24 protein-coding genes and 1 riboswitch are annotated in these 23182 nt (G+C 64.6%); of the genes, 13 read left to right on the top strand and 11 right to left on the bottom strand.

Translation table 11 applies throughout. The features are described 5' to 3' along the window. Nucleotides 1-6: 6 nt before the first annotated feature. From AC1DXN_RS02860 to AC1DXN_RS02850, 3 genes are all read right to left on the bottom strand, one after another. Nucleotides 7-1440, bottom strand: coding sequence for a DUF5691 domain-containing protein (locus tag AC1DXN_RS02860; RefSeq protein ID WP_477271571.1), 1434 nt, complete (start codon nucleotides 1438-1440; stop codon nucleotides 7-9). Further along, on the bottom strand, nucleotides 1437-2846 hold the full coding sequence (locus AC1DXN_RS02855) for an SWIM zinc finger family protein (protein WP_477271573.1): 1410 nt from the start codon (nucleotides 2844-2846) through the stop codon (nucleotides 1437-1439). Before AC1DXN_RS02855 ends, AC1DXN_RS02860 begins: the two co-directional genes overlap by 4 nt. A gap of 95 nt (nucleotides 2847-2941) precedes the next feature. After that, nucleotides 2942-3481, bottom strand: a complete 540-nt coding sequence (locus AC1DXN_RS02850; protein WP_477243255.1) for an Lrp/AsnC family transcriptional regulator — start codon at nucleotides 3479-3481, stop codon at nucleotides 2942-2944. A 48-nt stretch (nucleotides 3482-3529) separates the two neighbouring features. Between AC1DXN_RS02850 and AC1DXN_RS02845 the strand changes: the two genes are divergently transcribed. Then, nucleotides 3530-4735 carry an MFS transporter gene (locus AC1DXN_RS02845; RefSeq protein ID WP_477271575.1) on the top strand — a complete coding sequence of 402 codons (1206 nt, stop codon included), beginning with the start codon at nucleotides 3530-3532 and terminating at the stop codon, nucleotides 4733-4735. Here the strand turns inward: AC1DXN_RS02845 and AC1DXN_RS02840 are convergent. Genes AC1DXN_RS02840 through AC1DXN_RS02820 form a run of 5 tightly spaced genes read right to left on the bottom strand, consistent with a single transcriptional unit; the run spans nucleotide 4732 to nucleotide 9449 of the window. Continuing rightward, nucleotides 4732-6021, bottom strand: a complete 1290-nt coding sequence (locus AC1DXN_RS02840) for an NAD(P)/FAD-dependent oxidoreductase (RefSeq protein WP_477272401.1) — start codon at nucleotides 6019-6021, stop codon at nucleotides 4732-4734. The genes AC1DXN_RS02845 and AC1DXN_RS02840 overlap by 4 nt on opposite strands. Before the next feature lie 8 nt (nucleotides 6022-6029). Further along, nucleotides 6030-7004: a branched-chain amino acid ABC transporter permease gene (locus AC1DXN_RS02835; protein ID WP_477272403.1), complete on the bottom strand. Its 975-nt coding sequence runs from the start codon at nucleotides 7002-7004 to the stop codon at nucleotides 6030-6032. Next, a complete protein-coding gene (locus AC1DXN_RS02830; RefSeq protein WP_477243257.1) occupies nucleotides 7001-7909 on the bottom strand; it encodes a branched-chain amino acid ABC transporter permease in 909 nt (302 codons plus the stop codon). Before AC1DXN_RS02830 ends, AC1DXN_RS02835 begins: the two co-directional genes overlap by 4 nt. Next, nucleotides 7906-8655 (bottom strand): ABC transporter ATP-binding protein, encoded by a 750-nt coding sequence (locus AC1DXN_RS02825; protein ID WP_477271577.1) that lies wholly within the window; start codon nucleotides 8653-8655, stop codon nucleotides 7906-7908. The genes AC1DXN_RS02830 and AC1DXN_RS02825 overlap by 4 nt, the downstream gene beginning before the upstream one ends. Next, nucleotides 8652-9449 (bottom strand): ABC transporter ATP-binding protein, encoded by a 798-nt coding sequence (locus tag AC1DXN_RS02820; protein ID WP_477271579.1) that lies wholly within the window; start codon nucleotides 9447-9449, stop codon nucleotides 8652-8654. The genes AC1DXN_RS02825 and AC1DXN_RS02820 overlap by 4 nt, the downstream gene beginning before the upstream one ends. Before the next feature lie 128 nt (nucleotides 9450-9577). On the opposite strand from AC1DXN_RS02820, the gene AC1DXN_RS02815 reads away from it, so the two are divergent. The 7 genes from AC1DXN_RS02815 to AC1DXN_RS02785 all read left to right on the top strand — a co-directional run bounded on the left by AC1DXN_RS02815 (nucleotide 9578) and on the right by AC1DXN_RS02785 (nucleotide 14492). Then, nucleotides 9578-10300 carry a GntR family transcriptional regulator gene (locus AC1DXN_RS02815; RefSeq protein ID WP_477243260.1) on the top strand — a complete coding sequence of 241 codons (723 nt, stop codon included), beginning with the start codon at nucleotides 9578-9580 and terminating at the stop codon, nucleotides 10298-10300. A gap of 1 nt (nucleotide 10301) precedes the next feature. Continuing rightward, nucleotides 10302-10790: a DUF3830 family protein gene (locus AC1DXN_RS02810; protein ID WP_477243261.1), complete on the top strand. Its 489-nt coding sequence runs from the start codon at nucleotides 10302-10304 to the stop codon at nucleotides 10788-10790. Then, nucleotides 10791-11135 carry a TIGR04076 family protein gene (locus AC1DXN_RS02805; protein ID WP_477243262.1) on the top strand — a complete coding sequence of 115 codons (345 nt, stop codon included), beginning with the start codon at nucleotides 10791-10793 and terminating at the stop codon, nucleotides 11133-11135. Between the two features lie 6 nt (nucleotides 11136-11141). Continuing rightward, entirely contained in the window at nucleotides 11142-12197 is a 1056-nt protein-coding gene (locus tag AC1DXN_RS02800) for an aldo/keto reductase (RefSeq protein WP_477271581.1), read from the top strand. Beyond that, nucleotides 12194-12616, top strand: a complete 423-nt coding sequence (locus tag AC1DXN_RS02795) for a DUF4440 domain-containing protein (protein ID WP_477271583.1) — start codon at nucleotides 12194-12196, stop codon at nucleotides 12614-12616. Before AC1DXN_RS02800 ends, AC1DXN_RS02795 begins: the two co-directional genes overlap by 4 nt. 49 nt (nucleotides 12617-12665) lie before the next feature. Further along, on the top strand, nucleotides 12666-13925 hold the full coding sequence (locus AC1DXN_RS02790; RefSeq protein ID WP_477271585.1) for an ABC transporter substrate-binding protein: 1260 nt from the start codon (nucleotides 12666-12668) through the stop codon (nucleotides 13923-13925). 141 nt (nucleotides 13926-14066) lie between these two features. After that, nucleotides 14067-14492, top strand: a complete 426-nt coding sequence (locus AC1DXN_RS02785) for a GNAT family N-acetyltransferase (RefSeq protein ID WP_477243266.1) — start codon at nucleotides 14067-14069, stop codon at nucleotides 14490-14492. Here the strand turns inward: AC1DXN_RS02785 and AC1DXN_RS02780 are convergent. After that, a complete protein-coding gene (locus AC1DXN_RS02780; protein ID WP_477271587.1) occupies nucleotides 14489-15604 on the bottom strand; it encodes an anhydro-N-acetylmuramic acid kinase in 1116 nt (371 codons plus the stop codon). The genes AC1DXN_RS02785 and AC1DXN_RS02780 overlap by 4 nt on opposite strands. Nucleotides 15605-16049: 445 nt before the next feature. Between AC1DXN_RS02780 and AC1DXN_RS02775 the strand changes: the two genes are divergently transcribed. The 5 genes from AC1DXN_RS02775 to AC1DXN_RS02755 all read left to right on the top strand — a co-directional run bounded on the left by AC1DXN_RS02775 (nucleotide 16050) and on the right by AC1DXN_RS02755 (nucleotide 20740). Continuing rightward, the gene (locus AC1DXN_RS02775) at nucleotides 16050-16733 is read left to right on the top strand and encodes an SDR family NAD(P)-dependent oxidoreductase (RefSeq protein WP_477271589.1); all 684 of its coding nucleotides are present in this window, start codon (nucleotides 16050-16052) and stop codon (nucleotides 16731-16733) included. Between the two features lie 171 nt (nucleotides 16734-16904). Further along, complete coding sequence (locus tag AC1DXN_RS02770) at nucleotides 16905-17759, top strand: MetQ/NlpA family lipoprotein (protein WP_477271592.1); 855 nt, start codon at nucleotides 16905-16907, stop codon at nucleotides 17757-17759. 83 nt (nucleotides 17760-17842) lie between these two features. Beyond that, entirely contained in the window at nucleotides 17843-18934 is a 1092-nt protein-coding gene (locus tag AC1DXN_RS02765; protein ID WP_477421448.1) for a methionine ABC transporter ATP-binding protein, read from the top strand. Next, nucleotides 18915-19571, top strand: coding sequence for a methionine ABC transporter permease (locus AC1DXN_RS02760; RefSeq protein ID WP_477271596.1), 657 nt, complete (start codon nucleotides 18915-18917; stop codon nucleotides 19569-19571). The genes AC1DXN_RS02765 and AC1DXN_RS02760 overlap by 20 nt, the downstream gene beginning before the upstream one ends. Nucleotides 19572-19720: 149 nt before the next feature. Continuing rightward, entirely contained in the window at nucleotides 19721-20740 is a 1020-nt protein-coding gene (locus tag AC1DXN_RS02755) for an isopenicillin N synthase family dioxygenase (RefSeq protein ID WP_477271598.1), read from the top strand. A gap of 324 nt (nucleotides 20741-21064) precedes the next feature. Here AC1DXN_RS02755 and fba read toward each other — a convergent pair whose 3' ends face one another. Together fba and AC1DXN_RS02745 are read right to left on the bottom strand one after the other, a co-directional pair. Continuing rightward, on the bottom strand, nucleotides 21065-22129 hold the full coding sequence (gene fba, locus AC1DXN_RS02750) for a class II fructose-bisphosphate aldolase (protein ID WP_477271599.1): 1065 nt from the start codon (nucleotides 22127-22129) through the stop codon (nucleotides 21065-21067). 182 nt (nucleotides 22130-22311) lie between these two features. Next, nucleotides 22312-22785, bottom strand: coding sequence for a 6,7-dimethyl-8-ribityllumazine synthase (locus tag AC1DXN_RS02745; RefSeq protein ID WP_477271601.1), 474 nt, complete (start codon nucleotides 22783-22785; stop codon nucleotides 22312-22314). A gap of 77 nt (nucleotides 22786-22862) precedes the next feature. Next, nucleotides 22863-23009: riboswitch (FMN riboswitch) on the bottom strand. Nucleotides 23010-23182 lie beyond the last annotated feature (173 nt).

Here is a 23182-nt window from a genome sequence, read left to right as displayed (position 1 = left end):
GGATTGTCATGTGTTGGTTCCCGTCAGGGCGGCATTAAGGCGCAGGAAAGCGAGCGAAGCTGCCGCCGGCGGCATGCCGACCGCGACGATGTCGCCGATCAATCGTTCCGCCGTCGCCGCTGTGGCAAGAAAACCTATCGTTTCCAACGCGTGGTCCGCGCTTCGCTTAGCGGGCTCGTCGTTTCCCGCAACCTGGGAACGCAGTGCCGACAGCGCCTTGCCATTTGTCAGGTCGCCCCATTCCAGCCAGCTTGCTTCGGCGCCTTCCACCAGGTTGAGCGCTTCAAGGTTTTGCCCGTCCTTCAGGATTTGCCTGATCAGCGTACGCTTCCTGCCGCTGTCCAAACGCAACATGAGGTGGAAGACGAAAAGCGCCGGCTTGCCGCCCTCCGCGACAAGTGTATCCGCCAGCAGCGCCACCGTGGCATCGCCGCCAGACACCGCGACCATCCGAACGAGCGACAGATCCGCTCTGTCGTCGACACCGAATTGCCATGCCGCGACGAAATCAGACTCCGTTTTGCCGAAACGCGCCACAAGATCGACCAGGTAACAGCTTGCAAACAGGTCGACGCGACGGCTTTCTTGGGCAGCCGACTTCAGCTTTGCCGGCGCATAGGTGGTGCGGCGGCGGATGAAGCCGGATTTGGCTTCTGCGATGAAGGCGGCGAGTTCGGCTACAGGATCGTCGGCTCCGCCATCGCCGGCGCGGCCATGCTCGCCAAGCCTTGCCAGTAGCCGTCCCGCCAGTTCCTGCACCTTGCCGGAGCGGTCGGTGGCCAGGCTTTTCAGGAACGGCGCATCCGCAGGCGTCAGGCCGAAATGCATGAGTTCGATCAGCGCCAGCCGGACTTCCGCCGGTTCGCTGGGCGCCTTCGCTTCGATCAGGTTACGGGCCGTGGCCGGCTCGCGGCGACGCATCTCGGCCAGCGCGGTGCGGCGCGCGGCCGGATAAAAGTCATCCCAGTTCTGCACCGACAGTTGCTCCTGCGGCGCAATCTTCAGCCCCTCCACGCTGGCTTGCCAGTCGATCCACGGGGCGTAGACGTCAGGGCTGTTCTGATCCGATGCCGACGGCATCCAGTCCATCGGATGCAGCACGTAGCCGCGGCTCGCGACGAGGGTCGCCACACGTGTCTTGCGTCGCGCATCGGCGGCGTTCCTCAGGGCCACCCGCAACAGCGGCCGCAACCGCTCCGGCAGCAGCGGCAGGCCAAGCCTTGGCAGCGGCGGGCGCCGCTTCAGCGTCTTCGGCGCCGCCGGCCGCAAGCCGACGTCGAGCGCCTGCGCGGCGATCGCTAGCAATCGTCGCTCGCGCTCGTCAGGGCTTGCTCCGCCGGCGATTTCCTTCCACGCGGCCGGGGCCAGATCGAATGTGGTCCCGCCGGTGATCCAGCAGTCGCGCATCGTCGCCAGGCCGGTCTGCTCGAGCTCGTTCATGACAGATCGAGCCTCCCGAACCCGCTTTGCGCGGCCAAGAGATCGAGCCGCGCGCCATTCCAAAGTGCTGCTGTCGCCTCGAGATCGAGGCCAAGCACAGTCTGATCGACGGCGCCGGCGACGGGCAGGGCGATTCCCTGGGGGTCGTGCGCCGCTTGCCACCAGGCGGCGCCGCGCTCGTCGAGCAGGATCGCGCCGGCCGGCAGCATTAGCGGGCAGTCGGTGGACCAGGGTGCTTCGTCCTGATGCGATGTATGCGCCGCGAGCGGATCCTTGATGGTGCTTAGGCCGAAATCGGGCCAGGCGCCGGACACGACATCGCCCTTGCGCTCTGCCACCAGCGCCCGCAGCGGCTGGCGCGAGGGATAAAATACCAGCCGGGCATCGAACCGGTCGCCGGGCGTGAACGCCGCCGAGCGGCGGCCGGCCGAGGCCGGGAAGAAATCGAGCAGCAGGGCAAACTGAGGCGTCGGGCTTTTCAGATTGAGCAGCCAGGTCGAATGGCTGACGAGGCCGTCGCGGCGGGTTTCGATCTTCTCGCCGATGACTTCCCATTGGCTGTCGACCTGCTTCGCATCGGGATTGGCCAGCACCTGGTCGCGGGTCTCGGACGTGGACACCAGCCGCTTGAGCTCGGGATCGTCGGGTGCCGAGCGCCAGGCCTTGGCCAGCAGCACCAGCTTGCCGAGTTCGCGGATCGCCGCATCGGGGCGCTCCTCGCTGCGCAGCGCCATCAGCCGCGCCGGTATCTCGTCGATACGTCCGGCAAGCGCCGTCGCCTTCATGTCGACCAGCCGGGCAGCAATGCGGCGGCAGCGCTCGCTGCTGGCATCGGCAAAGGCGGAGAGGCCGAGCCGCAGCTGGTCGGCAATCCACTGGTCGAGTTCATCCAACGCCCCCGCCACCGCTGTCCGCGTGTCTTCCGCCCGCTTGCGCTGGGCGGCCTCGCGGCGCTCTGCCGCGGCAGCATCTTCGACGGTGCTTTCTTGTGGCTGCGCGGCCTCGCCGATACTCTTGCCGGGCGCATTGGCTCCCGCGCCCGGCTTTGCACCGGCCGGCTGGGGCGTCGTCTTCCTGCGCCGGCCAAGCCAGTCATTCACCCATTCCGGCGTCGTTTCGGCTGATGTGAAGCTGGCCGGCGCCGTGGCGGCGATCCACATCAGCGCCAGCGTGTGCTTGCAGGGAAATTTTCGCGACGGGCAGGTGCATTTGTAGCCGTGGTCGCCAGTATCGACCACGGTGCGGTACGGATTGGAGCCGGAGCCCTGGCACTCCCCCCAGATCAGCGCCTGCTGCTCGTTCTTCTCCAGCCGCGGCCAGTTCGAGCGCTTGGTCAGCTTCGAGGCGGCGCTCAGCGACGCCTGATCGGAGGCCAGCGCCTCGATGGTTTTCAGGTCGAATTCCAAGCCGCGCCTCTCGTACCCCGACAATCGCAATCGCCACTATAGGGTGCCGTTTGTGAAGGATTGTTGTGGCTCCGGCAAGACGAAGATCGCGCAGATCAGTACAACGGCGTGGCCATATGCCGGGGCATCGGCCATTGCGTCGTGATCCCCGGCTGCACCGGCCGCTCGAGATAGGTCGACAGCACGACATAGCTTCGCGTAGAGGTGACGCCGGGCGTTTCGTAGAGGCGCTGCAGCAGGCCTTCGAGCGCCCTTGTGTCCTCGGTGCGGACCTTGATCAGCATGCATGTATCGCCGGCCACCGAATGGATCTCTTCGACCTCCGGGTGCTCGGAAATCGCCATCAGTTCCGGGGTCTTGCCCCAGCCGCTGGTGTCGACGTGCACGAAGGCAAGCAGCGGCTTCTTCACCGCCTTGGGATCGATGATCGCGGCGGTGTTGCGGATGGCGCCGCTGCGCCGAAGCCGCTTCACCCGCTCATGGGCCGCCGGCGGCGAAAGGCCGACACGATCGCCGAGTTCGGCATAGCTGATGGTGGCGTCGTCGACCAGGACGCCTAATATTTTTCGGTCGATTGCGTCGAGATCCCGGGCGGCAGGCCTGTTCTGCGGAATGCCATCTGTTTCTTCATCCATATCGAAATTCCCTATTGTCGCGGAATTCAGTTCGGTCACTATGCTCCGATGACGAACGCGCATCAAGCCGCAACGACATCCCAGCCGATCCCGGCGCTGGCCTATCTGCTGACCGGCTGCATCGCCGTCATAGGCTCCAACTCACTGGTTCTGGGTCCGATTGCCCCGGCGGTGGCGGCATCCTTCGGCACCAGCGTGCCGGCGGTGATGGCCGCGTCGGCCGCCTTCGGTCTCGGCACCTCGGCAAGCGCCCTGTTCCTCGCCCGCTACATCGACGGCGTCGGCGCCCGCCGCATGCTGCAGGGCGCGCTGCTGTTGCTGGCGGTTGCACTTCTCGCCAGCGCGCTGGCGCCGACGGTATTCGCGCTGGTCGCGGCACAGGCGGTCGCCGGCCTTGCCGCCGGCGTCGCCATGCCGGCCATTTATGCCAGTGCGGCAGCGATCGCGCCGCCCGGCCGCGAAAGCGGCACGATCGGCGTCGTGCTGACCGGCTGGACGGTCTCCATGGTGGCCGGCGTGTCACTGTCGGCCGTGCTCGCCGACCTCGTGCACTGGCGCGCCGTCTTCGCGGCGGTAGCACTTCTTGCGGTTCTTGCCTTGGCCGGCCTCACCATAACCTCACTAAGCGACGTCAGGAAAAGCGGGCCGGCGCCGACGCCGCTGGCTGCATTGCGCATTCCCGGCATCGTGCCGCTTCTGATCGCCTGCGGCGCCTTCATGACCGCCTTCTACGGGGTCTATGGCTATCTCGGCGATCACCTTCACAGCGGCCTGGGGCAGCCGGTCAGCGCCAATGGCTGGGCAGCACTTGCCTATGGCGCCGGCTTCGGCACGGCAGCACTTCTTGACGGCACAATCGATCGCCTGGGCGCACGACGCGTCATGCCATTCGCCTACCTGCTCGTCGCCATCGTCTATGTCGGGCTTGCTGCGGCGAGCGGCAGCTTCGGCCTGATGCTGGCGATGGTGGCCATCTGGGGCCTCGCCAATCACTTCGGACTGAACGTGCTGGTGATGCGTCTCACCGCGCTCGATCCTTCGCGGCGCGGCACCATCATGGGGTTGAACAGCGCGGTAACCTACTTCGCGGTCTTTGTCGGCACCACCAGCTTTGGACCGCTCTATGCCGGGTTTGGATATGCCACGTGTGCGATGGTCGCGGCGCTGCTGATGCTGGTCGCTGCTGCTGCGGCGGTATGGCCTGCCGCTGCTCGCCGGCATGAGGGCCACGAATCGATCGAGCAGCAGGGCTAGGCTGCCGCGTCCAGCCGGTCGCGCAGCATGCTCCACGGCAGCAGCATGTTCGGCGCATGCCGCATCAGGCCATGCAACGGGATCGGCGACGGCGGCGCAAAAGGCAGCGGCAGGTCGCGCGCATCGGTTCCACGCGCCCAGTCGGCCAGCACCTTTCCCATCGCCGTGGTCATGGCGATGCCGCGCCCGTTGCAGGCAAAGCCGGCGATCAGGCCCGGCCCGAGATCGACAAGGCGGGGCAGGAAATCAGGCTCGACGGCGGCCATCCCCGACCAACTGTATTCAAGCGGCGGCAGGTCGGGAAGCTCGAGATGCTTCGCCAGCCGCCGCCAGATTTTCTGCGGCACCCGCGCATCGGCACCGGGTCCAAAAATATGCATGCCGCCGCTGATCAGCCGGTTTTCACTGTCGAAGCGGAAGGTGAACAGATTGCGCCTGGTGTCGCCGACGCCTTGCCCGCCCGGCAGCAGGCGGCTGCGTATCTCGCGCGGCAGCGGCGCCGTGGCGACCTGGAAAACCCTGAGGGGAAAGTAGGTTCGCTGCAGCGTCGGACTGAGCGCCCCGCCATACGCATTGGTGGCGATCAGCACCCTTCCGGCACGCACTGACCCAGCCGCCGTCTTGACAGTCCAGCCGTCCGCCATCCGATCGATGGATGTAACGCGCGTGTGCTCGAAGATGCGCGCGCCGGCCTTTTCCGCCGCATCGGCCAGCCCACGCGCATAGTCGACCGGATTGAGCACGCCGCCCGAACGGTCCATCCAGCCGCCGACATAGCCGCGAGCCCCGGTCAGGTCCTCGGTCGCCTGCCTGTCCAGCGTGACGGCAGGCCTGCCGCGCCCTGTCCACTGGCTGGCACGCGATTTGACCTTTTCGAAAGCGGCCAGCGAATGTGCCGGCTGGATCCATCCGCTCTGCATGGCGTCGCAGTCGATACAGTGCCGCCGGATCAGGCGGAAAACCAGGTCGGCGCTGCCGGCGGCGAAATCGATCAGCCTTTTGCCGCGCTCTGGCCCGAGGTGAGCAAGGATGTCGACCGGGTCCATCTTGGCGAAGTTCGGCACGACGAAGCCGGCATTCCTGCCGGTCGCGCCCCAGGCGATGATTTCGGCTTCGAGAACGGCAACGGAGAGGCCTTTCCCGGCGGCGTGCAGCGCGGTGGAAAGACCGGTAAAGCCGCCGCCGACGATCGCCAGATCGACATCGAGTGCGCCATTGAGGGCCGGCCGCTCACGGCAATTGCGGCCGATGGCGTGCCACAGCGAAAGGCCACGCGAGCCGGTCATGTCTTTCGTCACTTGCTCTCGCCCGCCGTCGCTTTCGCAGTCTTGCCGAACCGCGCCCGCAACGGCCTGTCGCCGAACAGACCGTTCGGCCGGACCAGAAGGATGACGCACAGCATCACGCCGATGGCGACGATCTGCAGCGCGGCGGCGCGCGCCTGCTGTTCCGACGGGAACAGCACACTGGTCAATGTGCCTGACCCCGCCCAAATCGCCCAGACCAGGATGCTGCCGATGACGGCACCGAGATTGCTGCCGGAACCGCCGACGATCAGCATCACCCAGACCTGGAAGGTGAGGATCGGCAGATAATTGTCCGGCGCGATGAAGCCGGTGAAATGCGCTTGCAGCGCGCCAGCCAGCGCCATGATGGCACCACCGACGGCAAAGGCCTGCACGCGGTAGAAACGCGCGCTCTTGCCCAGCGATATCGCCGCCCGCTCATCCTCGCGCAGCGCCTTCAGCACCCGTCCCCAGGGGCTGCGCGACAGATGCTCGAGCGCGAAATAGACGACCAGCGTCACTGCCGAGACGACAGCTAGGTTCGACAGATTGAACAGCAGCGGCGTTTCGGCGAGGCTGCCGAAAGGGCGGGGGATGAAGCCGATGCCGAAAGGGCCACCAGTCAAACTCTGCGCATTGAGCGCCACCAGTTGCACGACGACGGCGACACCAAAAGTGGTGATCGCCAGATAATCCGATCTCAGGCGCAGCGTGGCCATGCCGGTGATGGCGGCGGCGACGCCACCAACCAGCATGGCGCCGAGCCAGCCGACGAGGATCGGCAGGCCGAAGCCGCCCAGCCGCGCGGCATCATCGGGCGTGGTCAGCAGCGCCGAAGTGTAGGCGCCGATGGCGACGAAGCCTGCAAGGCCGACGTTGAACAGCCCGGTCAGCCCCCACTGCAGGTTGAGCCCCAGAGTGACCAGCGAGAAGATCAGCGCCGTGGTCAGGAAGAAGGCGCCGTAGCCGAGCAGATCCATCAGCGTTCCCTCACTCCAAAGATGCCGACGGGCCGCACGAACAGCACCGCCATCAGGATGATGAAGGAGACCGCCGCTCGCCATTCGGCGCCGATCAACTGCACCGCGCCGGCTTCGGCGAGGCCGATGATCAGGCCGCCGAGAACGGCGCCCGGCACGCTGCCGATGCCGCCGAGGATGGCGGCGGCAAACATCGGCAGCAGCATGTCGAAACCCATGAACGGGCGGATCTGGATGAGAATGCCGATCATCACACCGGCGACGCAGGCAAGCGCGCCGCCGATGAGCCAGGTGACGCGCACGACCTTGGCGACGTCGATGCCGACAATGCGGGCCAGCGCCGCATTCTGGCTCAGGGCCTGCATCGAGCGGCCGGTTTGCGTGCGCGTCATCAACAGGTGCACGCCAAGCACCAGCACGGCGGTCAGCAGCAAAAGCGCGATCTGGTCCGGGGTGATGCGGATGCCGAAACCGACCGGCATGGCGATCTGGATGGCGCGGCTGAAATAGGTGGGCCGCGAGGTGAAGGTGAATTCGAGCAGGCTTCTGAGCGCCATCGAGGCGCCGAAGCTCGCCATCACCACGATGATCGCCTGGCCCTTGGCGCGCAGCCGCGCGAACAGCACAAGGTCGAGCAGCAGCGCCAGCAGGCCGGTCAGCGCCATGCCGATGATGAGTGCTGCGATCAGCGGCCAGCCGAAGGAGAGCGGCGCAATCGGCGCCACCTTGCCGACCACAGCACCTATGGCGCTGACGACGGCCAGCGTCGCATAGGTGCCCCAGGCCATGAAGTCGCCATGGGCGAAGTTGGAAAAGCGCAGGATCGAATAGGTCAGCGTCACGCCGATGGCGCCGAGGCCGATCATCGAACCCGTCAAAAGTCCGTCGACGACAAATTGCAGATTCATGCCGCGCTCCCTTTCTCGGAGGCCTTTCGGCGCTGGCCGAGATAGAGTTCGGCGACGACCGGATCGTTCCACAGCTCCGAGGCAACGCCCTCGTGCCGGTCCTTGCCTTCGACCAGCACATAGGCGCGGTCGCCGATGGCGAGTGCTGCCTTGGCGTTCTGTTCGACCAGCAGGATTGTGACGCCGGATTTGCGGATGCCGGCCAGCATCTCGAACACCATCGCCACGAATTTCGGCGACAGGCCAGCCGAAGGCTCGTCGAGCACCAGCACCTTGGGATGCACGATCAGCGCGCGGGCGACCGCCAGCATCTGCCGCTGTCCGCCCGACAAATTGCCGGCAACGGTCCTGCGCTGACGCACAAGGTCGGGAAACGCCGCGTACATTTCCTCGATGCGGGCAGGCGTCTCGCGCGGCCTCAGGATGCCACAGGCGACCTTCAGATTGTCCTCCACCGACATCAGTGGAAAAATGTTTTCGGTCTGCGGCACGAAGGCGAGGCCGAGGCGGACCATGGTGTGGGCGGGTGCGGACGTGATGTCCTTGCCGTCCAGCGTCACCGTGCCTGATGTGATCGGGACGAGACCGGCGATGGCCTTGATCAGGCTCGACTTGCCGGCGCCGTTGGGGCCGAGCACGACGACGATCTCGCCCTTGCTGACGGTGATCGAGGCGCCGCGCACGATCGGCACGCCGGGCTCGTAGCCGGCTTCGAGGTCGCGGACATCGAGGACGGTCTGGCTCATGCCGCGCCTCCGAGATAGGCCTCGATGACGCGCGGATCGCGCGCCACCTCGTCCGCCGTGCCTTCGCACAGCAACTGGCCGCTCGCCATGACCAGCACGCGGTGGCAGAGCCGGCTCACCATGTCGATATTGTGCTCGATCAAAAGAAAGGTGATGCCGCGCGCGTTGATGTCGCGAATGCGGTCGATGATGACTTCGAGCAGCGTTGCATTGACGCCGGCCGCCGGCTCGTCGAGCAGGATGATCGCGGGGTCAGCCATCATCACGCGGGCCAGTTCGAGCAGCTTGCGCTGGCCGCCGGACAACACCCGCGCCGGCTCATGCGCCAGATGGGTCAGTGCGACCAGCTCAAGCAGCTCCAGGGCCTTTTTCTCGCCGGCCCTTTCCTCCGTGGCGACCCGCCGCGGTGTCAGGAAATTGGCGAGCAGTCTTTCGCCAGCCTGGCCTTGCGCGGCCAGCATGACGTTTTCGATCAGCGTCAGGTTGGGCAGCGGCCGGGGGATCTGGAAGGTGCGGCCAAGGCCACGGCCGATGCGGCGGTGCGCCGCTTCCCCCGAGACCAGCGTGCCGTTGAGAAAGATCTCGCCGCTGGAAGGCAGGATGCTGCCGGCGAGCAGATCGAACATCGTCGTCTTGCCGGCGCCGTTCGGGCCGATGAGGCCGAGGATTTCGCCCGGCCGGACCTCGAACGAGACGTCATTGACCGCGACGAGGCCGCCAAAGCGCCTGACGACGTGCTTCGCCGCCAGAACCGGCGCGCGGGTCTCCTCCTGCCGTGTGGTTGCCTCGCTCATACACCCTCTGGCCGAGCGGTCGGTGCCGCTTTGCGATTTTTTTGATTTGTGATCACACTTGCTTTGATCACGCTAATCGGCTTTAATTTTCTCCGCAAGCCGAAAACGGGGCAAGAACCGGGAGACCCATGCAAAAGGCTGCCATTGAGCGAAACAACGAGGTGATCGCGGCCCAGCTGACGCCGGTTGGTCGCGAGACCGTACAGGATCGCGTCTATTCGGAATTGCGCCGCGCCTTGATCGGCGGCCTGTTCGAGCCGAGCCAGGTGCTGACCATCCGCGGCCTGGCTGACGCCTTGGTCACCAGCACCATGCCGGTGCGCGAGGCGCTTGGACGGTTGATCACGGAACAGGCGCTGGAGGCGCTGCCCAATCGCTCCGTGCGCGTGCCGCCGATCACACTGGAGCGCATCGACGATCTCTTGCGTGCCCGCTCGCTTATCGAGGGCGAGGCGATCGCGCTTGCCGCCACGCGCATGGGGCCGCGCCAGATCGCCACCATCGAAACCATGCTCGGTGAGTGGGACGAGATGCGGGCGCTGAAGCACAAGAAGGATATCGACCGCGAAGCGACGCTCAACCAGAGTTTTCATTTCGAGATCTACCGCTGCTGCGGCTCGGCCGTCTTGATCCCGATGATCGAGAGCCTGTGGCTGCAATCCGGCCCCTGCATCCGTGTCGCCATATACGCCTTCTCCGAGGCCGGCGAGGTCGATACCGCCCACTATCATCGTCGCATCGTAGCGGCACTTGCGAAGCAGGATGCGCAGGCGGCGCGCGAGGCGCTGGTGGCCGACATCAGCCGACCCTTCGCCTTCCTGCGCGACAAGCTTCAATCGGCGAAAGACTGACATGAGCAAGCCCGCCATCCGGATCACCGAACCACGCTCGAAGCTTTCCGTGACGGCGCTGCTGTTGCCGGAGAAGGCGCCTGAAAACGTCGCTTTCCTGCTGGCGTATCTGGCGCAGCCACGCGTCGTCCCGGGCATCCATGCGATGTGGACCGGCCCCGAAATCTCCTGTCCGGTTCCATCGGCTCAGCTGGATGGCCACGCCTATGCCAGGCCCTTGCCGGCGGAGAATGCGACGCTGACGCCGCAGCCGGGCGATATCGTGCTCGCCTATGTGCCGCCGCGCATGTGGGGCGGCAATCCGAACGCCATCTTCGACATCGGCCTGTATTACGGGCAGGGCGCGCGCCTGCTGTTCCCCATCGGCTGGCTGGCCGGAAGCGTCGTGGCGCAGGTGCGACCCGAAGAGCGCGACCAGTTCGCTGCTGCTTGCGGCGTCATCCGCCGCAACGGCGCGTGCGACGTCACCTTCAGCCTGGTGGAGGTCTGAATGACTGATGACAGTTTCGAACTCTTCGACCTTCGCGTCGAGGCAGTCATCCCCGAGGGCAAGCCGATCTATTGCGGCGCCAAGGCTGGCGATTATTTCGAGCTCAAGGGCGAGATGCTGTCGATGCCGGCGGGGCAGGGCTTTTCGATCTATTCGATATCGGCGGTGCTGCCGCTGCTGGCGGCCAAGCAGCGCCCGACCCACAAGAACGACTGGATGACGTCGGACGCCGAGATCGCCTGTCCCGATCCCAATTGCGGCAGCCGCCTTCGGATCGTCAGGACCGGCAAACGCCAGTTCAGCCATGCCGAGACCACGGCGGTGCCGTTGCCGAAGGAAGAGTGACCAGACATGACCGTCAAGACCTTCGAACTCAGCCCCGGCTACACCATCTCGCGCGTCATTCGCGGCGGCTGGCAGCTGGCCGGCGGGCATGGCGCCATCGACCGCGAACAGGCGGTGACCGATCTGATCGCCACTTTTGACGCCGGCATCTGGACCTATGATTGCGCCGACATCTACACCGGCGTCGAGGAGTTGATCGGGGCGGCGCGCCTGCGGCTCGCCAGCGAGCGCGGTCTCGACGCCGCTGCCCGGATGAAGGTGCACACCAAGCTGGTGCCTGACCTCGAACGGCTCGCCGGCATCAGCCGCGACTACATCAGAGGCATCGTCGACCAGTCGCTGCGGCGGCTGAAAACCGAGCGCCTCGATCTCGTCCAGTTCCACTGGTGGGACTATGAGCAGCCTCGCTATGTCGATGCGATGGGCTGGCTGAATGAGCTTCGCCTCGAAGGCAAGCTGCGCAATGTCGGCACCACCAATTTCGACACCCCGCGCCTGGCCGAGATCCTCGCAGCCGGTGTGCCACTGGTCAGCCAGCAATTGCAATATTCCGTGCTCGACCAGCGGCCGGCCAACAGCCTTGCCGCGCTTGCCGGCCAGAACGGCATCAGCTTCCTCTGCTATGGCTCCGTGGCGGGTGGCTTCCTGAGCGACAGATGGCTTGATGTCGCCGAGCCGGCGACGCCGCTCGAAAACCGCTCGCTGGTCAAATACAAGCTGATCATCGACGACTTCGGCGGCTGGGATCTCTTCCAGCAGCTGCTTCTGGCGCTGAAGACCGTGGGCGACCGCCACGGCGTCGACATCGCCACCATCGCCAGCGCCTGGGTGCTCGAGCAGTCGCACGTCGCGGCCGTCATCGTCGGCGCCCGCAACCAGGCGCATGCGCTCGCCAATGCGAAAATCATGGACGTCGTGCTCGACGCCGACGACCGAGCGCGGATTGCTGCCGTCATCGCGCAAAGCGGTGGCCCCCTGGGCGACGTCTACACGCTGGAGCGCGACCGCCACGGCCGCCACGGTTCGATCATGCACTACAATCTGAATGCAGGCCGGATATGAGCGCCTCCCTGTTCTCACGTGCCAGTGCCGAGGTCGTCGATCTGCACCGCTTCTTCGTCGACTGGTTCGTCGCGGCGCGCGCCGACAAAGTGGACTTCAGCCGCTTCGAACGTGTCATGGGCGAAGGCTTCAGCATGATCGCGCCAAGCGGCCATATCCTCGATCGCGACGCGGTCGTCGATCATGTCAGGGAAAGCCGCGCTTCTTGCGACGATGGCTTTGTACTCTCGATCGAGGACATCCGGCCCGGCTGGCAGAGCGCGGACACCATCGTCGTCCATTACGTCGAGGCGCAGCTGCGTGGCGGCGAGCACAGCCGCCGCCAGTCGAGTGCCGTCTTCACCACCAGTTCATCGGCGCCCAACGGCGTCGAATGGCGACATCTGCATGAAACCTGGCTGCAGGTGCCGGAAAGCTGAACAGGCTCCAGAGATCAAATTAGAGTCGAGTAACGAAAGGGGAACAACAATGACAAAGACGATACTCCACATCACCACCGCGCTGGCCCTCCTGACCGCAGCCGGTGCGGCAAACGCCGCCGACTGCAAGATCACCGTCGGCCTGGTCATGGAACTGACCGGTCCGGCTGGCGAATACGGCCAGGCCGGCGCCAAGTCGGTCGAAATGGCGTTCCGCGACATCAATGCCGCCGGCGGCGTGCGCGGCTGCGATCTCGCGACCGACACCCGCGACAGCCAGAGCCAGGGCAACATCGCCGTCGACGCCGCGACCCAGCTGGTACAGGTCAAGAAGGTGCCGGTGATCATCGGCGGCATCATCTCCTCGGTGTCGATCCCGATCCTGACCTCGGTTACCGCGCCGGCCAAGATCGTCCAGGTCTCGCCGGCTTCATCCTCGCCGACGCTGACCGCGCTCGGCCGCGACGGCAAGACCAACGGCATCTTCTTCCGCACCATCACCTCCGATGCGCTGCAGGGCGTGGCCGCCGCCAAATATGCCATCGACAAGGGCTTCAAGAAGCTGTCGATCATCCATGTCAACAACGACTTCGGCGTCAACATGGTGGCCGAATTCTCGCGCGCCTACAAAGCACTCGGCGGCAACATCGTCTCCGACACGCCTTACAACGAAAAGCAGTCGAGCTACGCCTCCGAAGTCACGGCGGCGATGGCCGGCGAGCCGGACGGGCTCTATCTCGTCAGCACGCCGGTCGATGGCGCGACCATCGCCCGCGCCTGGATTTCGCAAGGCGGCGTGCAGAAATTCCTGCTCAATGACGGCATGAACAGCCCCGACTTCATCGAATCCGTCGGCGCCGATTATCTGAAGGATGCCTATGGCACCTCGTCGGGTACCAGCCCGACGGCTTCCACCGACTATTTCATGAAGAACTACAAGGAGTTCTCCGGCATCGAACCGTCGAACCCGGCGGCCGATCGCTCCTATGACGCCGGCGCCATTGTCGGCCTGGCTATCGCCATTGCCGGCTCCGAGGATCCGGCCAAGATCAAGGATGCCATGTACAAGGCGGTCGATCCGGCTGGCACGCCGATCTTTGCCGGCAAGGAAGAGTTCGCCAAGGCGCTCGGCCTGATCAAGGACGGCAAGCCGATCCGTTATGAAGGTGTCATCGGTCCGGTCGCCTTCGACAAATACGGCGACATCACGGGCCCGTTCCGGCTCTGGAAGATCGTCGACGGCAAGGTGACGACCGACGGCGAAATGACGACGGATGACGTCAACGCGCTGCAGGCGAAGCTGAAGTAAGTAGGCGCTATCTGTCCGGCGTCGGTCTCAGTTCCATCGAGACCGACGCCGGAGATTCAAAAACCACCTGCGTGGTTCAGGGACAGAACTTGCTTCTTCGCAGCGTCCTTCGGTAAACCAAGCTCCGAGCCGGACGAAGCCATGAACACCACCCTTGAGACCACCGCCGATCCCTTGCCGGAAGACCTCGGTTTTCTCGGCGAGCGGCTCACGGCCTTCAACGACAGCGATGTTGGTCATTCCAGGCGCAAGGCGCTTGCCGTGTTCGTGCGCGACGAAGACGGCAAGGTCGTCGCCGGCATTTCCGGCTACACCGCCTGGGGCTGGCTTTATGTGCAATGGCTCTGGGTCGATGAACGGCTTCAAGGCCAGCAGATGGCTGGCCGGATGCTGCAGGCGGCCGAACAGGAAGCTCTGGCGCGCGGATGCCAAAACGCCTGGATCGACACTTTCAATCCGAAGGCAGTCAAGGCCTATGAACGCCAGGGCTATCGCCCCTTCGGCGCGCTTGGCGATTTCCCTGTTGGCCGCACTCGCATCTTCCTGCAGAAAAAGCTGGCCGGTTAGCCTGCCAGCCGTCCGCCGCGCATCGGCTGCGGCGCGCCGGTCGTGGAGGGGAAACTGATCGGCAGGCCGCGCAGCACGCGCACCGCCAGGAAAGCAAAACACTCGGCCTCGACCGCGTCGCCCTTCCAGCCGAGCGCCTCGGCTTGCACGACTTCGACACAGGCACGGCTGGAGAGCATGGCCATCATCGTCGGGTTGTGGCGGCCGCCGCCGCTGACCACCAGTCTCCTCGGCCGATGCGGCAACAGGTCGAGCGCCTTGCCGACGGCGGAGACCGTGAAGGCCGTCAGCGTTGCTGCGCCGTCTTCGGCGTTCAGACCATCCGCCATCGCGGCGCCGAAATCGAAACGGTCGAGCGATTTCGGGTAGGGCTTGGTCAGATAGGGGTGCTCCAGCAGCCGGGACAGCCGGGCTTCGTCCACGGTGCCTGCGCGTCCAAGCGCGCCGTCGCGATCCATGTCGCCAAGCCCCTTCGACTTGATGAAATCGTTGAGCGGCGCGTTGGCCGGGCCGGTGTCAAAAGCAACGATAGCGTCCTTGCCGTCCCACCAGGTGATGTTGCCGACACCGCCGAGATTGAGCACCGCCGTGTCGCCGCTGGCATCGGCCTCGCGCAACAGCGCGGTGTGGTAGGCGGCGGCGAGCGGCGCGCCTTGCCCGCCGGCCCGCACATCGGCTGAGCGGAAGTCATAGGCGACCTTGGTGCCCAGTATCGAATGCATCAGCTCGCCGTCGCCGAGCTGCCTTGTGTCACCCAACCGTCCGGGTTGCGGGGCACGATGCAGCACGGTCTGGCCGTGGAAGCCGACGACGCCGATATCGGCCATGGTCAGGCCGTAGCTCTCGACCAGGTTTTTCACCGCAGCCGACTGCGCGCGCGTCAGGGCCTCTTCGGCTTCGCCAAAGATCGCCGGCTCCGGTCCCTCAAAATTCCAGGCCCTGGCCTGGCGCAGCGTCTCTTCCAGCAAGGTCCTGATCGATGCGGGGTAAGGCGCCAGTGTGTAGGTGCCGAAATCTTCGATCCGCTCGCCATCGGTCTTGATCAACGCGACGTCGATATTGCCGTCCAGCACGGTGCCGGTCATCAGGCCGACGGCCCAGATTGGTTCCATGGTCGCTTTCTCGAATCGCCGTTGAACCACGTTTCGGACGGAACGGCCGGGCAGGCAAGTCTTTTGCCTTTATTGATCAAGGCAAGCGTTTCAGGATCTGAATTTCTCGCGGCGCTGGCGCTGCCCCTCACCTGCCTGCCGGCATCCTCTCCCCGTATAGTGACGGGGAGAGGGGCGCCTTCGTCCATGATTTCGCCAATCATCAGCGTCGCAGAAATAGCGCCGAGGGTGCGGCCGGCCTCTTTCTCCCCGTCACTATACGGGGAGAAATGCCCGGCAGGGCAATGAGGGGCGGCGCTGACATTTGCCGGCAGCGTTTTTTACCGAACGGCGAAAATCGAGCAACGCCGTTCTTGTCTCTTGCCGTTCAAGACGCCAGCTATGTCACAAGCGACATCGGCATCGGGCCGAACGTCTGTACGAGGAATCGTCAGGGAGAAATGACATGGCATCCGAAGTTGCAGTGATCGCAGGCGCCGGCGCCGGCTTGAGCGCCTCGCTTGCCCGCCTTCTCACCAGGGAAGGCTTTCGCGTGGTCCTCGCCGCCCGCAACACCGGCAAGCTCGCACCGCTGGTCGAGGAGACCGGCGCCCTGGCCGTCGAAACCGACGTCGCCGATCCGGCTTCCGTCGCAAGCCTGTTCGAGGCCGCCGACAAGGAAGGCCCACTGGCGCTTGCAGTGTTCAACGCCAGCGGCCGCACGCGCGGCCCGATCGCCGAGGTCGATCCCGATGCGGTCAAGCAGGCCTTGCTGGTTGGCGCCTATGGCGGCTTCCTGGTCGGCCAGCAGGCGGCGCGGCGGCTGCTGGCGCGCGGCTCCGGCTCGATCCTGTTCACCGGCGCCTCCGCCAGCATCAAGGGCTTTCCGGGCTCCGCCGGCTTTGCCATGCCGAAATTCGGCCTGCGCGGCCTGGCCCAGTCCATGGCGCGCGAACTCTTCCCTAGGAATATCCATGTCGCGCATTTCATCATCGACGGCCAGATTGAGCCGGTTGGTAAAAAACCCGAGCGCCCGGACAGCCAGCTGTCGCCCGATGCCATCGCGCAGACCTATCTCGCGACCCATCGCCAGCATCGCAGCGCCTGGAGTTTCGAGGTCGAGCTTCGGCCCTGGGTCGAGACTTTCTGATCGATGCGGCGTGGCGTTCTCGCAAGTGCGCAATCTTTGAGAGAATATTCCCGGCCCGGTGTTTGAGAAGAAATCCGGTTCTTTGATCTGGAGCAGAGCATTGTCGATGATGTCATCAAGGCTTGGCATTCCGCCTCGCCGATATGACTTCAGCATTACGAGGGATCGACAATGTCCGAACGCGGAAACGCTTCCAAAGCCCTTCTTTTATCAGCAATCAGCCGGCGTGCTGCCCTTGCGGCACTTTTCGCGTCGGCGGTGACACTTGTTGGCCTGGCACAGCCGACGCCGTCCTTCGCCGAGGACAAGAAGGCGATCAAGGTCGGCATCATCAGCGGCGAGGATGAGGACGTCTGGCGCGTCGTCGTCGCTCAAGCCGCCGAAAAAGGCCTGACGATCGAGACCGTGGTGTTCAACGATTACACCCAGCCCAACGAGGCGCTCGAGCGTGGCGAGATCGACGCCAACGCCTTCCAGCACAAGCCCTATCTCGACAACCAGATCAAGACGCAAGGCTACCACATCGTCCCGGTCGGCTACACCGGCGTCTGGCCGATCGGCCTCTACTCCAAGAAATACACCAAGGTTGCCGACCTGCCCGAGGGCGCCGTCATCGGCCTGCCGAACGATCCTTCCAATGAAGGCCGGGCGCTGCGTGTGCTGCAGAATGAGGGCGTGATCAAACTGAAGGACGGCACCGGCATTCTGGCGACGACAGCTGACATCGCCGAAAATCCGAAGAAGGTCGTCATCAAGGAACTCGACGCCGGCATCGTCGGCCGCTCGGTGGAGGACCTTGACGCCGCCGTGGTCAACACCGACTGGGCGCTGAAGAGCGGCCTTGGCCCGGAAAACCGCATCGCCCAGGAGCCGGTGGCCGACAATCCCTACCGCAACTTTATCGCCGTCAAGGCTGGCAATGAAAACGAGGCCTGGGTGAAGACGCTGGTCGCGTCCTACCAGAATGAGGCGGTCAAGGCCGAGTTCGACAAGGTCTACAAGGGCACCGGGATCAGCGCCTATTGATCGGCGCCTGGTTGGCAGGAGCAGGCGGTCCGCTGTTGAGCGGACCGCCGTCGCATTTGCGGAAGGCCGCAACAGGAACCTCGATGAACCAGCATTTCAAAGCATCACCTGAACTGGCGGTGGAGAGCCATTCCCCGGCGCTGGAAGAGGTCGTGCGCCTCACCGAGCTGAAGCGTCGCTTCGGCGCCACGCCGGCGCTCGACGGCGTTTCGCTCACCGTGCGCAAGGGCGAGATTCTCGGCATCATCGGCCGCAGCGGCGCCGGCAAATCGACGCTGATCCGCTGCCTGAATGGTCTTGAACGGCCGGATTCCGGGCAGGTGTTCATCGAAGGCCGCGAGATCAGCCGGCTTGGCGAACGCGAACTGCAGCCGCTGCGGCGGCGTATCGGCATGATCTTCCAGCACTTCAACCTGCTGTCGGCCAAGACCGTCGAGGAGAACGTCGCGCTGCCGCTGAAAATCGAAGGCCGACCCCGGGCAGAGCGCCTGCAACGTGCGGCCGAACTGCTCGACCTCGTCGGTCTCTCGGAGAAAGCAAAGGCCTATCCGTCCTCGCTGTCGGGTGGCCAGAAGCAGCGTGTCGGCATTGCCCGGGCGCTGGCGGCGCGGCCGGCGCTGCTGTTGTCGGACGAAGCCACCTCGGCGCTCGACCCGGAGACGACGCGCTCCATCCTTGCCTTGCTCAAAGACATCAATCGGCAGCTCGGCCTGACCATTTTGCTGATCACCCACGAGATGGAGGTGATCCGCTCGATCGCCGACCGCGTCGCGGTCATCGACGCCGGGCGGATCGTCGAGGAGGGACCGGTCTGGTCGGTCTTTGCCGACCCCCGCTCCGACATCACGAGCAGCCTGCTCGGCGCCATCCGGCCGCAACTGCCGGCCGAACTGGTAGCCCGCCTGGAGCCGACGGCCGGCGCGGAGACTGTCCTGCGCATCGACGTCGCGGGCGAAGCGGCAAGACGCCCGCTGCTGTCCGACCTTGCCATTGCGGTTCCTGGCTCCTTCCGCCTCATCCATGGCGGCATCGACCATATCCAGCAGCAACCCGTGGGCACGCTGTTCCTTTCCGTTCCGGGCAGCGATGCAAATCATCTGGGTAATGTGATCGCGTTCTTGAAAGCCCGTGATGCGCGGGTGGAGGTGCTTGGCCATGTCACCAATTCTGTTTGAGCTTCTGCTGCGGTCGATCTGGGAAACGGTCCTGATGACGGCCGCCTCCGGCCTCATCTCGCTGGTGTTCGGTCTGCCGCTCGGATTGGCGCTGGTCGCCACGGACCGCGGCGGCATCGCCGAAAGCCTGTGGGTGAACCGCGCGCTGGGCGCGGTCATCAACGGCTTCCGCTCGGTGCCTTTCATCATCCTGTTGGTGGCGCTGATCCCGGTGACGCGGCTGATCGTCGGCACCTCGATCGGCACCTGGGCCGCCATCGTGCCGCTGTCGATCGCCGCCACGCCCTACTATGCCCGCATCGCCGAAGTGTCGCTGCGCGAGGTCGATCACGGGCTGATCGAGGCGGCGCGCGCCATGGGCGGCAATCGCTGGACGATCATCCGCGAGGTGCTGGTTCCGGAAGCGCTGCCCGGCATCGTCGCCGGTTTCACGGTGACGCTGGTGACGCTGATCGGCGCCTCAGCCATGGCCGGCGCCATCGGCGCCGGCGGGCAGGGCGACCTCGCCATCCGCTACGGCTATCAGCGTTTTGAGACCAGCGTCATGGTCGCCGTGGTCATCGTCCTGATCATTCTGGTCTGCGGCATCCAGTGGGCCGGCGATCGGCTGGTCGCAAGGCTGGACCATCGGGCATGAGCGATGGCCGTTCGAACGTTATTTGCCTGCAGGTGGCAAAACGCGGTGCTGACGTTCTGCCATTCGCCTGGAGATTGGATTGCGCGTTGCTTTGATCGCAATGGCCTGCGTGCCACCGTAGGGACCGAACGACAGGAAGGAGCTTGACCATGCCCAGGATCGTCCCCGTGCTCGACCTCAGCCGCCTCGAACAGGGCGCGTCTGAGCGGCGGACCTTTCTGTTCGACCTGCGCACGGCAGCCCGCGATGTCGGCTTCTTCTATCTCAGCGGCCATGGCATATCGGCTGCGGAAATCGCGGAGGTGCTCGATGCCTCGCGGCAATTCTTTGCCTTGCCCGAAGCCGACAAGCTGGCCATCGAAATGGTCAAATCCTCGCAATTTCGCGGTTATACGCGCGCCGGCGGCGAGCTGACCAAAGGCAAGGCCGACTGGCGAGAACAGCTCGACATCGGCGTCGAGCGCCAAGCCATCGCGCAAGGGCCCGATGTTCCCGCCTGGACGCGGCTGCAAGGGCCGAACCAATGGCCTGCGGCGCTGCCGGATCTGAAACCGGCGCTGTTGGAATGGCAGACCAGGGCGACGGCGGTGGCGATCCGCTTGCTGAGAGCCTTCGCTCTGTCGCTCGACCAGGCCGAGGACGCCTTCGACCCGATCTATAGGGATGAGCCCAACCATCGCATGAAGATCGTGCGCTATCCCGGCCGCGATGCGACCGGCGACGACCAGGGCGTCGGCGCCCACAAGGATGGCGGCTTCCTGACCCTGTTGCTGCAGGATGAGAACAAGGGCCTACAGGTCGAGTATGACGGCTGCTGGGTCAATGTCGACCCGCTTCCCGAGACGCTGGTGGTCAACATCGGCGAACTGCTCGAACTGGCATCGAACGGCTATCTCAAGGCGACCGTCCACCGTGTGGTGATGCCGCCGGCCGGTGTCGAGCGGATTTCCGTTCCGTTCTTCTTCAGCGCCCGGCTCGATGCGACGATCCCGTTACTCAGCCTGCCCGAGGAACTCGCGGCCGAGGCACGCGGGCCGGCGAGCGATCCCGACAATCCGCTGTTTCGCAATGTCGGAACCAATGTGCTGAAAAGCCGCCTTCGTTCCCATCCCGACGTGGCCCGCCAGCACTACGCCGATCTGCTCGAGACGGGAATTTCGGCCGCCTGAAGGCATTCGCGGAAATAGAAAAGGAATTTTCGTTTTTCCAATGTCTTTTGGAATTCCATTCGTCGCCAAAGCCCGCAAATCAGCGCAAAAAGGTAAAATCGTTCGGCGGTTTCCTCCCATTCCGCTGGACGGTGTTCCCCTCTGAAGGTTGTAAACCTTCTTTTGGCCGGGCCGTATTCGCGCCCGGCCTTTTTCTTGACCAGCAACCCTTGAGCGCAGTTGTCCGTTGGGGGACAGGCTGTACCTCCGCCCCGTCATGGAAAAGGGCAGGGGCCGATCGGCTCCTGCCCGCGTCTTTTGCTACCTCGCGAAGTCGGCTGAAACTCAGCCGAACTTCGGATCGAGGCTGCCTGACTTGTAGCGCTTGGCCATTTCCGAGACCGGCAGCGGCTTGATCTTCGGCGCGTTGCCGGCGGTGCCGAACTGCTCGAACCGCTCCTTGCACAGCTTGCGCATCGCCGCCATCGCCGGCGTCAGATATTTGCGCGGATCGAACTCCGAGGGGTTCTCGGTCAGCACCTTGCGGATGGCGCCGGTCAGCGCCATGCGGTTGTCGGTGTCGATGTTGATCTTGCGCACGCCATGCTTGATGCCGCGCTGGATTTCCTCGACCGGCACGCCCCAGGTCGGCTTCATCTGGCCGCCATATTTGTTGATGATCTCCTGCAAATCCTCCGGCACCGAGGACGAGCCATGCATGACCAGGTGCATGTTCGGCAAGCGGCGATGGATCTCCTCGATCACGTTCATCGCCAGCACCGCACCGTCCGGCTTGCGCGAGAATTTGTAGGCGCCGTGGCTGGTGCCCATGGCGACAGCCAGCGCGTCGACATGCGTGTCCTTGACGAATTCGACCGCCTGTTCAGGATCGGTCAACAGCTGGTCGTGGCTGATCGCGCCTTCGATGCCGTGGCCGTCTTCTTGCTCGCCGCCGCCGCTCTCCAGCGACCCGAGCACGCCGATCTCGCCTTCCACCGACACGCCGCCCCAATGCGCCATGTCGACGACGCGCTTCGTGATACCGGAATTGTAGGCGTAGTCCGCCGGTGACTTGCCGTCTTCCTTCAGCGACCCGTCCATCATCACCGAGGTGAAGCCGTACTGGATCGCGGTGACGCAGGTGGCTTCGTTGTTGCCATGGTCGAGATGCATGCAGACCGGAATGTCGGGATGGATTTCGACCAGCGCGTCGATCAGCTTGGCCAGCACCACGTCATTGGCGTAGGCGCGGGCACCGCGGCTCGCCTGCAGGATGACCGGCGACTTGGTCTCCTCGGCGGCCTCCATGATGGCGAGGCCCTGTTCCATATTGTTCATGTTGAAGGCAGGCACGCCATAGCCGTATTCGGCGGCATGGTCGAGCAATTGTCTCAATGTGATGCGAGCCACCCAATAGTCTCCCGTATCTGGTTTCAGGCCAATGGTTGCGGGCTGTCCGCTTGCCGTTCAGCCCGTCGATGCTTCTGGCCGGATTTCACCGCAATCGCAACCGTTAGACGCTTTTGCGGCCGCAATTCTTGTTGCAGCGCTGAAATCCGTTCCGAAATCGCATTTTCAGCCTTTGATGGGGCTCACGCCGCGATCTGTTCGCGCGCAGCAAGGATCTGCACGCAGGCATTGGCTGCCTCTTTGCCTTTGACCGTGAAGTGCTCGAAGAAGAAGCGGTGGTGCTCCGCACTGTCATGGTAGTTGAGTGGAGTCAGCACCGCTGAAAGCACCGGCACGCCGGTCGACAGCTGCACATTCATCATGCCGTCGATGACGGCACTGGCGACGAATTCATGCCGGTAGATGCCGCCATTGACGACGAAGGCGACACCGAGGATCGCGGCATAGCGGCCGGTCTCGGCCAGGGTCTTGGCGTGCAGCGGTATCTCATAGGCGCCCGGCACGTCGAAGACATCGGCGGCAAAGTGGTTTTCCCCGAGCACGGCCAGTTCCGCCTCGAAGGATTTTACGCATTGGTCGACGATATCGGCGTGCCAGCGCGCGCGAATGACGGCAATACGAACGGTTTCATAGTCTTTGCGGGAATGCTGATTCATGGGTCCATCCTTCCGTTTCGAACCAGAATCAGGACGCACGATACGGATTGAGCCCGCGAAAAGCGGGCCGTCTTCCGTTTCGTTCTCTTCCATCCGGACTTTAACCGTCGGCTCCGGAATCACACCGGATCTGCTGACCTTTCCGTTTAAGCGGAAAGCGCTCGCGGGCTTGGGCCGAAACCCTTACCGCCGGTGGGGACTTTCACCCCGCCCTGAGAACATTGACGATGGTCATATGGAAGGGCGGGGCGGTGTTGTCAATTGTCGACGAGCGCTAATCTCCCCCCTCGAGGGGGAGATGTCGCCGAAGGCGACAGAGGGGGTCGCCGCGCGTGAAGCGCCGACGCCTTCGTGACGAAAGACGACGTCGGCGATCTACGTGAGAGGACCCCCTCTG

The organism is Mesorhizobium sp. P2_H9, from assembly GCF_056403215.1.
Note: the sequence above shows the minus strand (reverse complement) of the source record. Positions and strands in the feature narration are given on the sequence as shown.

Coding starts and splice junctions, on each gene's coding strand:
- AC1DXN_RS02785 (WP_477243266.1), top strand. CDS start 14,067: ATGAACACCACCCTTGAGACCACCGCCGATCCCTTGCCGGAAGACCTC.
- AC1DXN_RS02770 (WP_477271592.1), top strand. CDS start 16,905: ATGTCCGAACGCGGAAACGCTTCCAAAGCCCTTCTTTTATCAGCAATC.
- AC1DXN_RS02775 (WP_477271589.1), top strand. CDS start 16,050: ATGGCATCCGAAGTTGCAGTGATCGCAGGCGCCGGCGCCGGCTTGAGC.
- AC1DXN_RS02810 (WP_477243261.1), top strand. CDS start 10,302: ATGAGCAAGCCCGCCATCCGGATCACCGAACCACGCTCGAAGCTTTCC.
- AC1DXN_RS02820 (WP_477271579.1), bottom strand. CDS start 9,449: ATGAGCGAGGCAACCACACGGCAGGAGGAGACCCGCGCGCCGGTTCTG.
- AC1DXN_RS02800 (WP_477271581.1), top strand. CDS start 11,142: ATGACCGTCAAGACCTTCGAACTCAGCCCCGGCTACACCATCTCGCGC.
- AC1DXN_RS02860 (WP_477271571.1), bottom strand. CDS start 1,440: ATGAACGAGCTCGAGCAGACCGGCCTGGCGACGATGCGCGACTGCTGG.
- AC1DXN_RS02795 (WP_477271583.1), top strand. CDS start 12,194: ATGAGCGCCTCCCTGTTCTCACGTGCCAGTGCCGAGGTCGTCGATCTG.
- AC1DXN_RS02850 (WP_477243255.1), bottom strand. CDS start 3,481: ATGGATGAAGAAACAGATGGCATTCCGCAGAACAGGCCTGCCGCCCGG.
- AC1DXN_RS02760 (WP_477271596.1), top strand. CDS start 18,915: ATGTCACCAATTCTGTTTGAGCTTCTGCTGCGGTCGATCTGGGAAACG.
- AC1DXN_RS02780 (WP_477271587.1), bottom strand. CDS start 15,604: ATGGAACCAATCTGGGCCGTCGGCCTGATGACCGGCACCGTGCTGGAC.
- AC1DXN_RS02755 (WP_477271598.1), top strand. CDS start 19,721: ATGCCCAGGATCGTCCCCGTGCTCGACCTCAGCCGCCTCGAACAGGGC.
- AC1DXN_RS02805 (WP_477243262.1), top strand. CDS start 10,791: ATGACTGATGACAGTTTCGAACTCTTCGACCTTCGCGTCGAGGCAGTC.
- AC1DXN_RS02745 (WP_477271601.1), bottom strand. CDS start 22,785: ATGAATCAGCATTCCCGCAAAGACTATGAAACCGTTCGTATTGCCGTC.
- AC1DXN_RS02840 (WP_477272401.1), bottom strand. CDS start 6,021: ATGACCGGCTCGCGTGGCCTTTCGCTGTGGCACGCCATCGGCCGCAAT.
- AC1DXN_RS02825 (WP_477271577.1), bottom strand. CDS start 8,655: ATGAGCCAGACCGTCCTCGATGTCCGCGACCTCGAAGCCGGCTACGAG.
- AC1DXN_RS02765 (WP_477421448.1), top strand. CDS start 17,843: ATGAACCAGCATTTCAAAGCATCACCTGAACTGGCGGTGGAGAGCCAT.
- AC1DXN_RS02830 (WP_477243257.1), bottom strand. CDS start 7,909: ATGAATCTGCAATTTGTCGTCGACGGACTTTTGACGGGTTCGATGATC.
- AC1DXN_RS02815 (WP_477243260.1), top strand. CDS start 9,578: ATGCAAAAGGCTGCCATTGAGCGAAACAACGAGGTGATCGCGGCCCAG.
- AC1DXN_RS02845 (WP_477271575.1), top strand. CDS start 3,530: ATGACGAACGCGCATCAAGCCGCAACGACATCCCAGCCGATCCCGGCG.
- AC1DXN_RS02790 (WP_477271585.1), top strand. CDS start 12,666: ATGACAAAGACGATACTCCACATCACCACCGCGCTGGCCCTCCTGACC.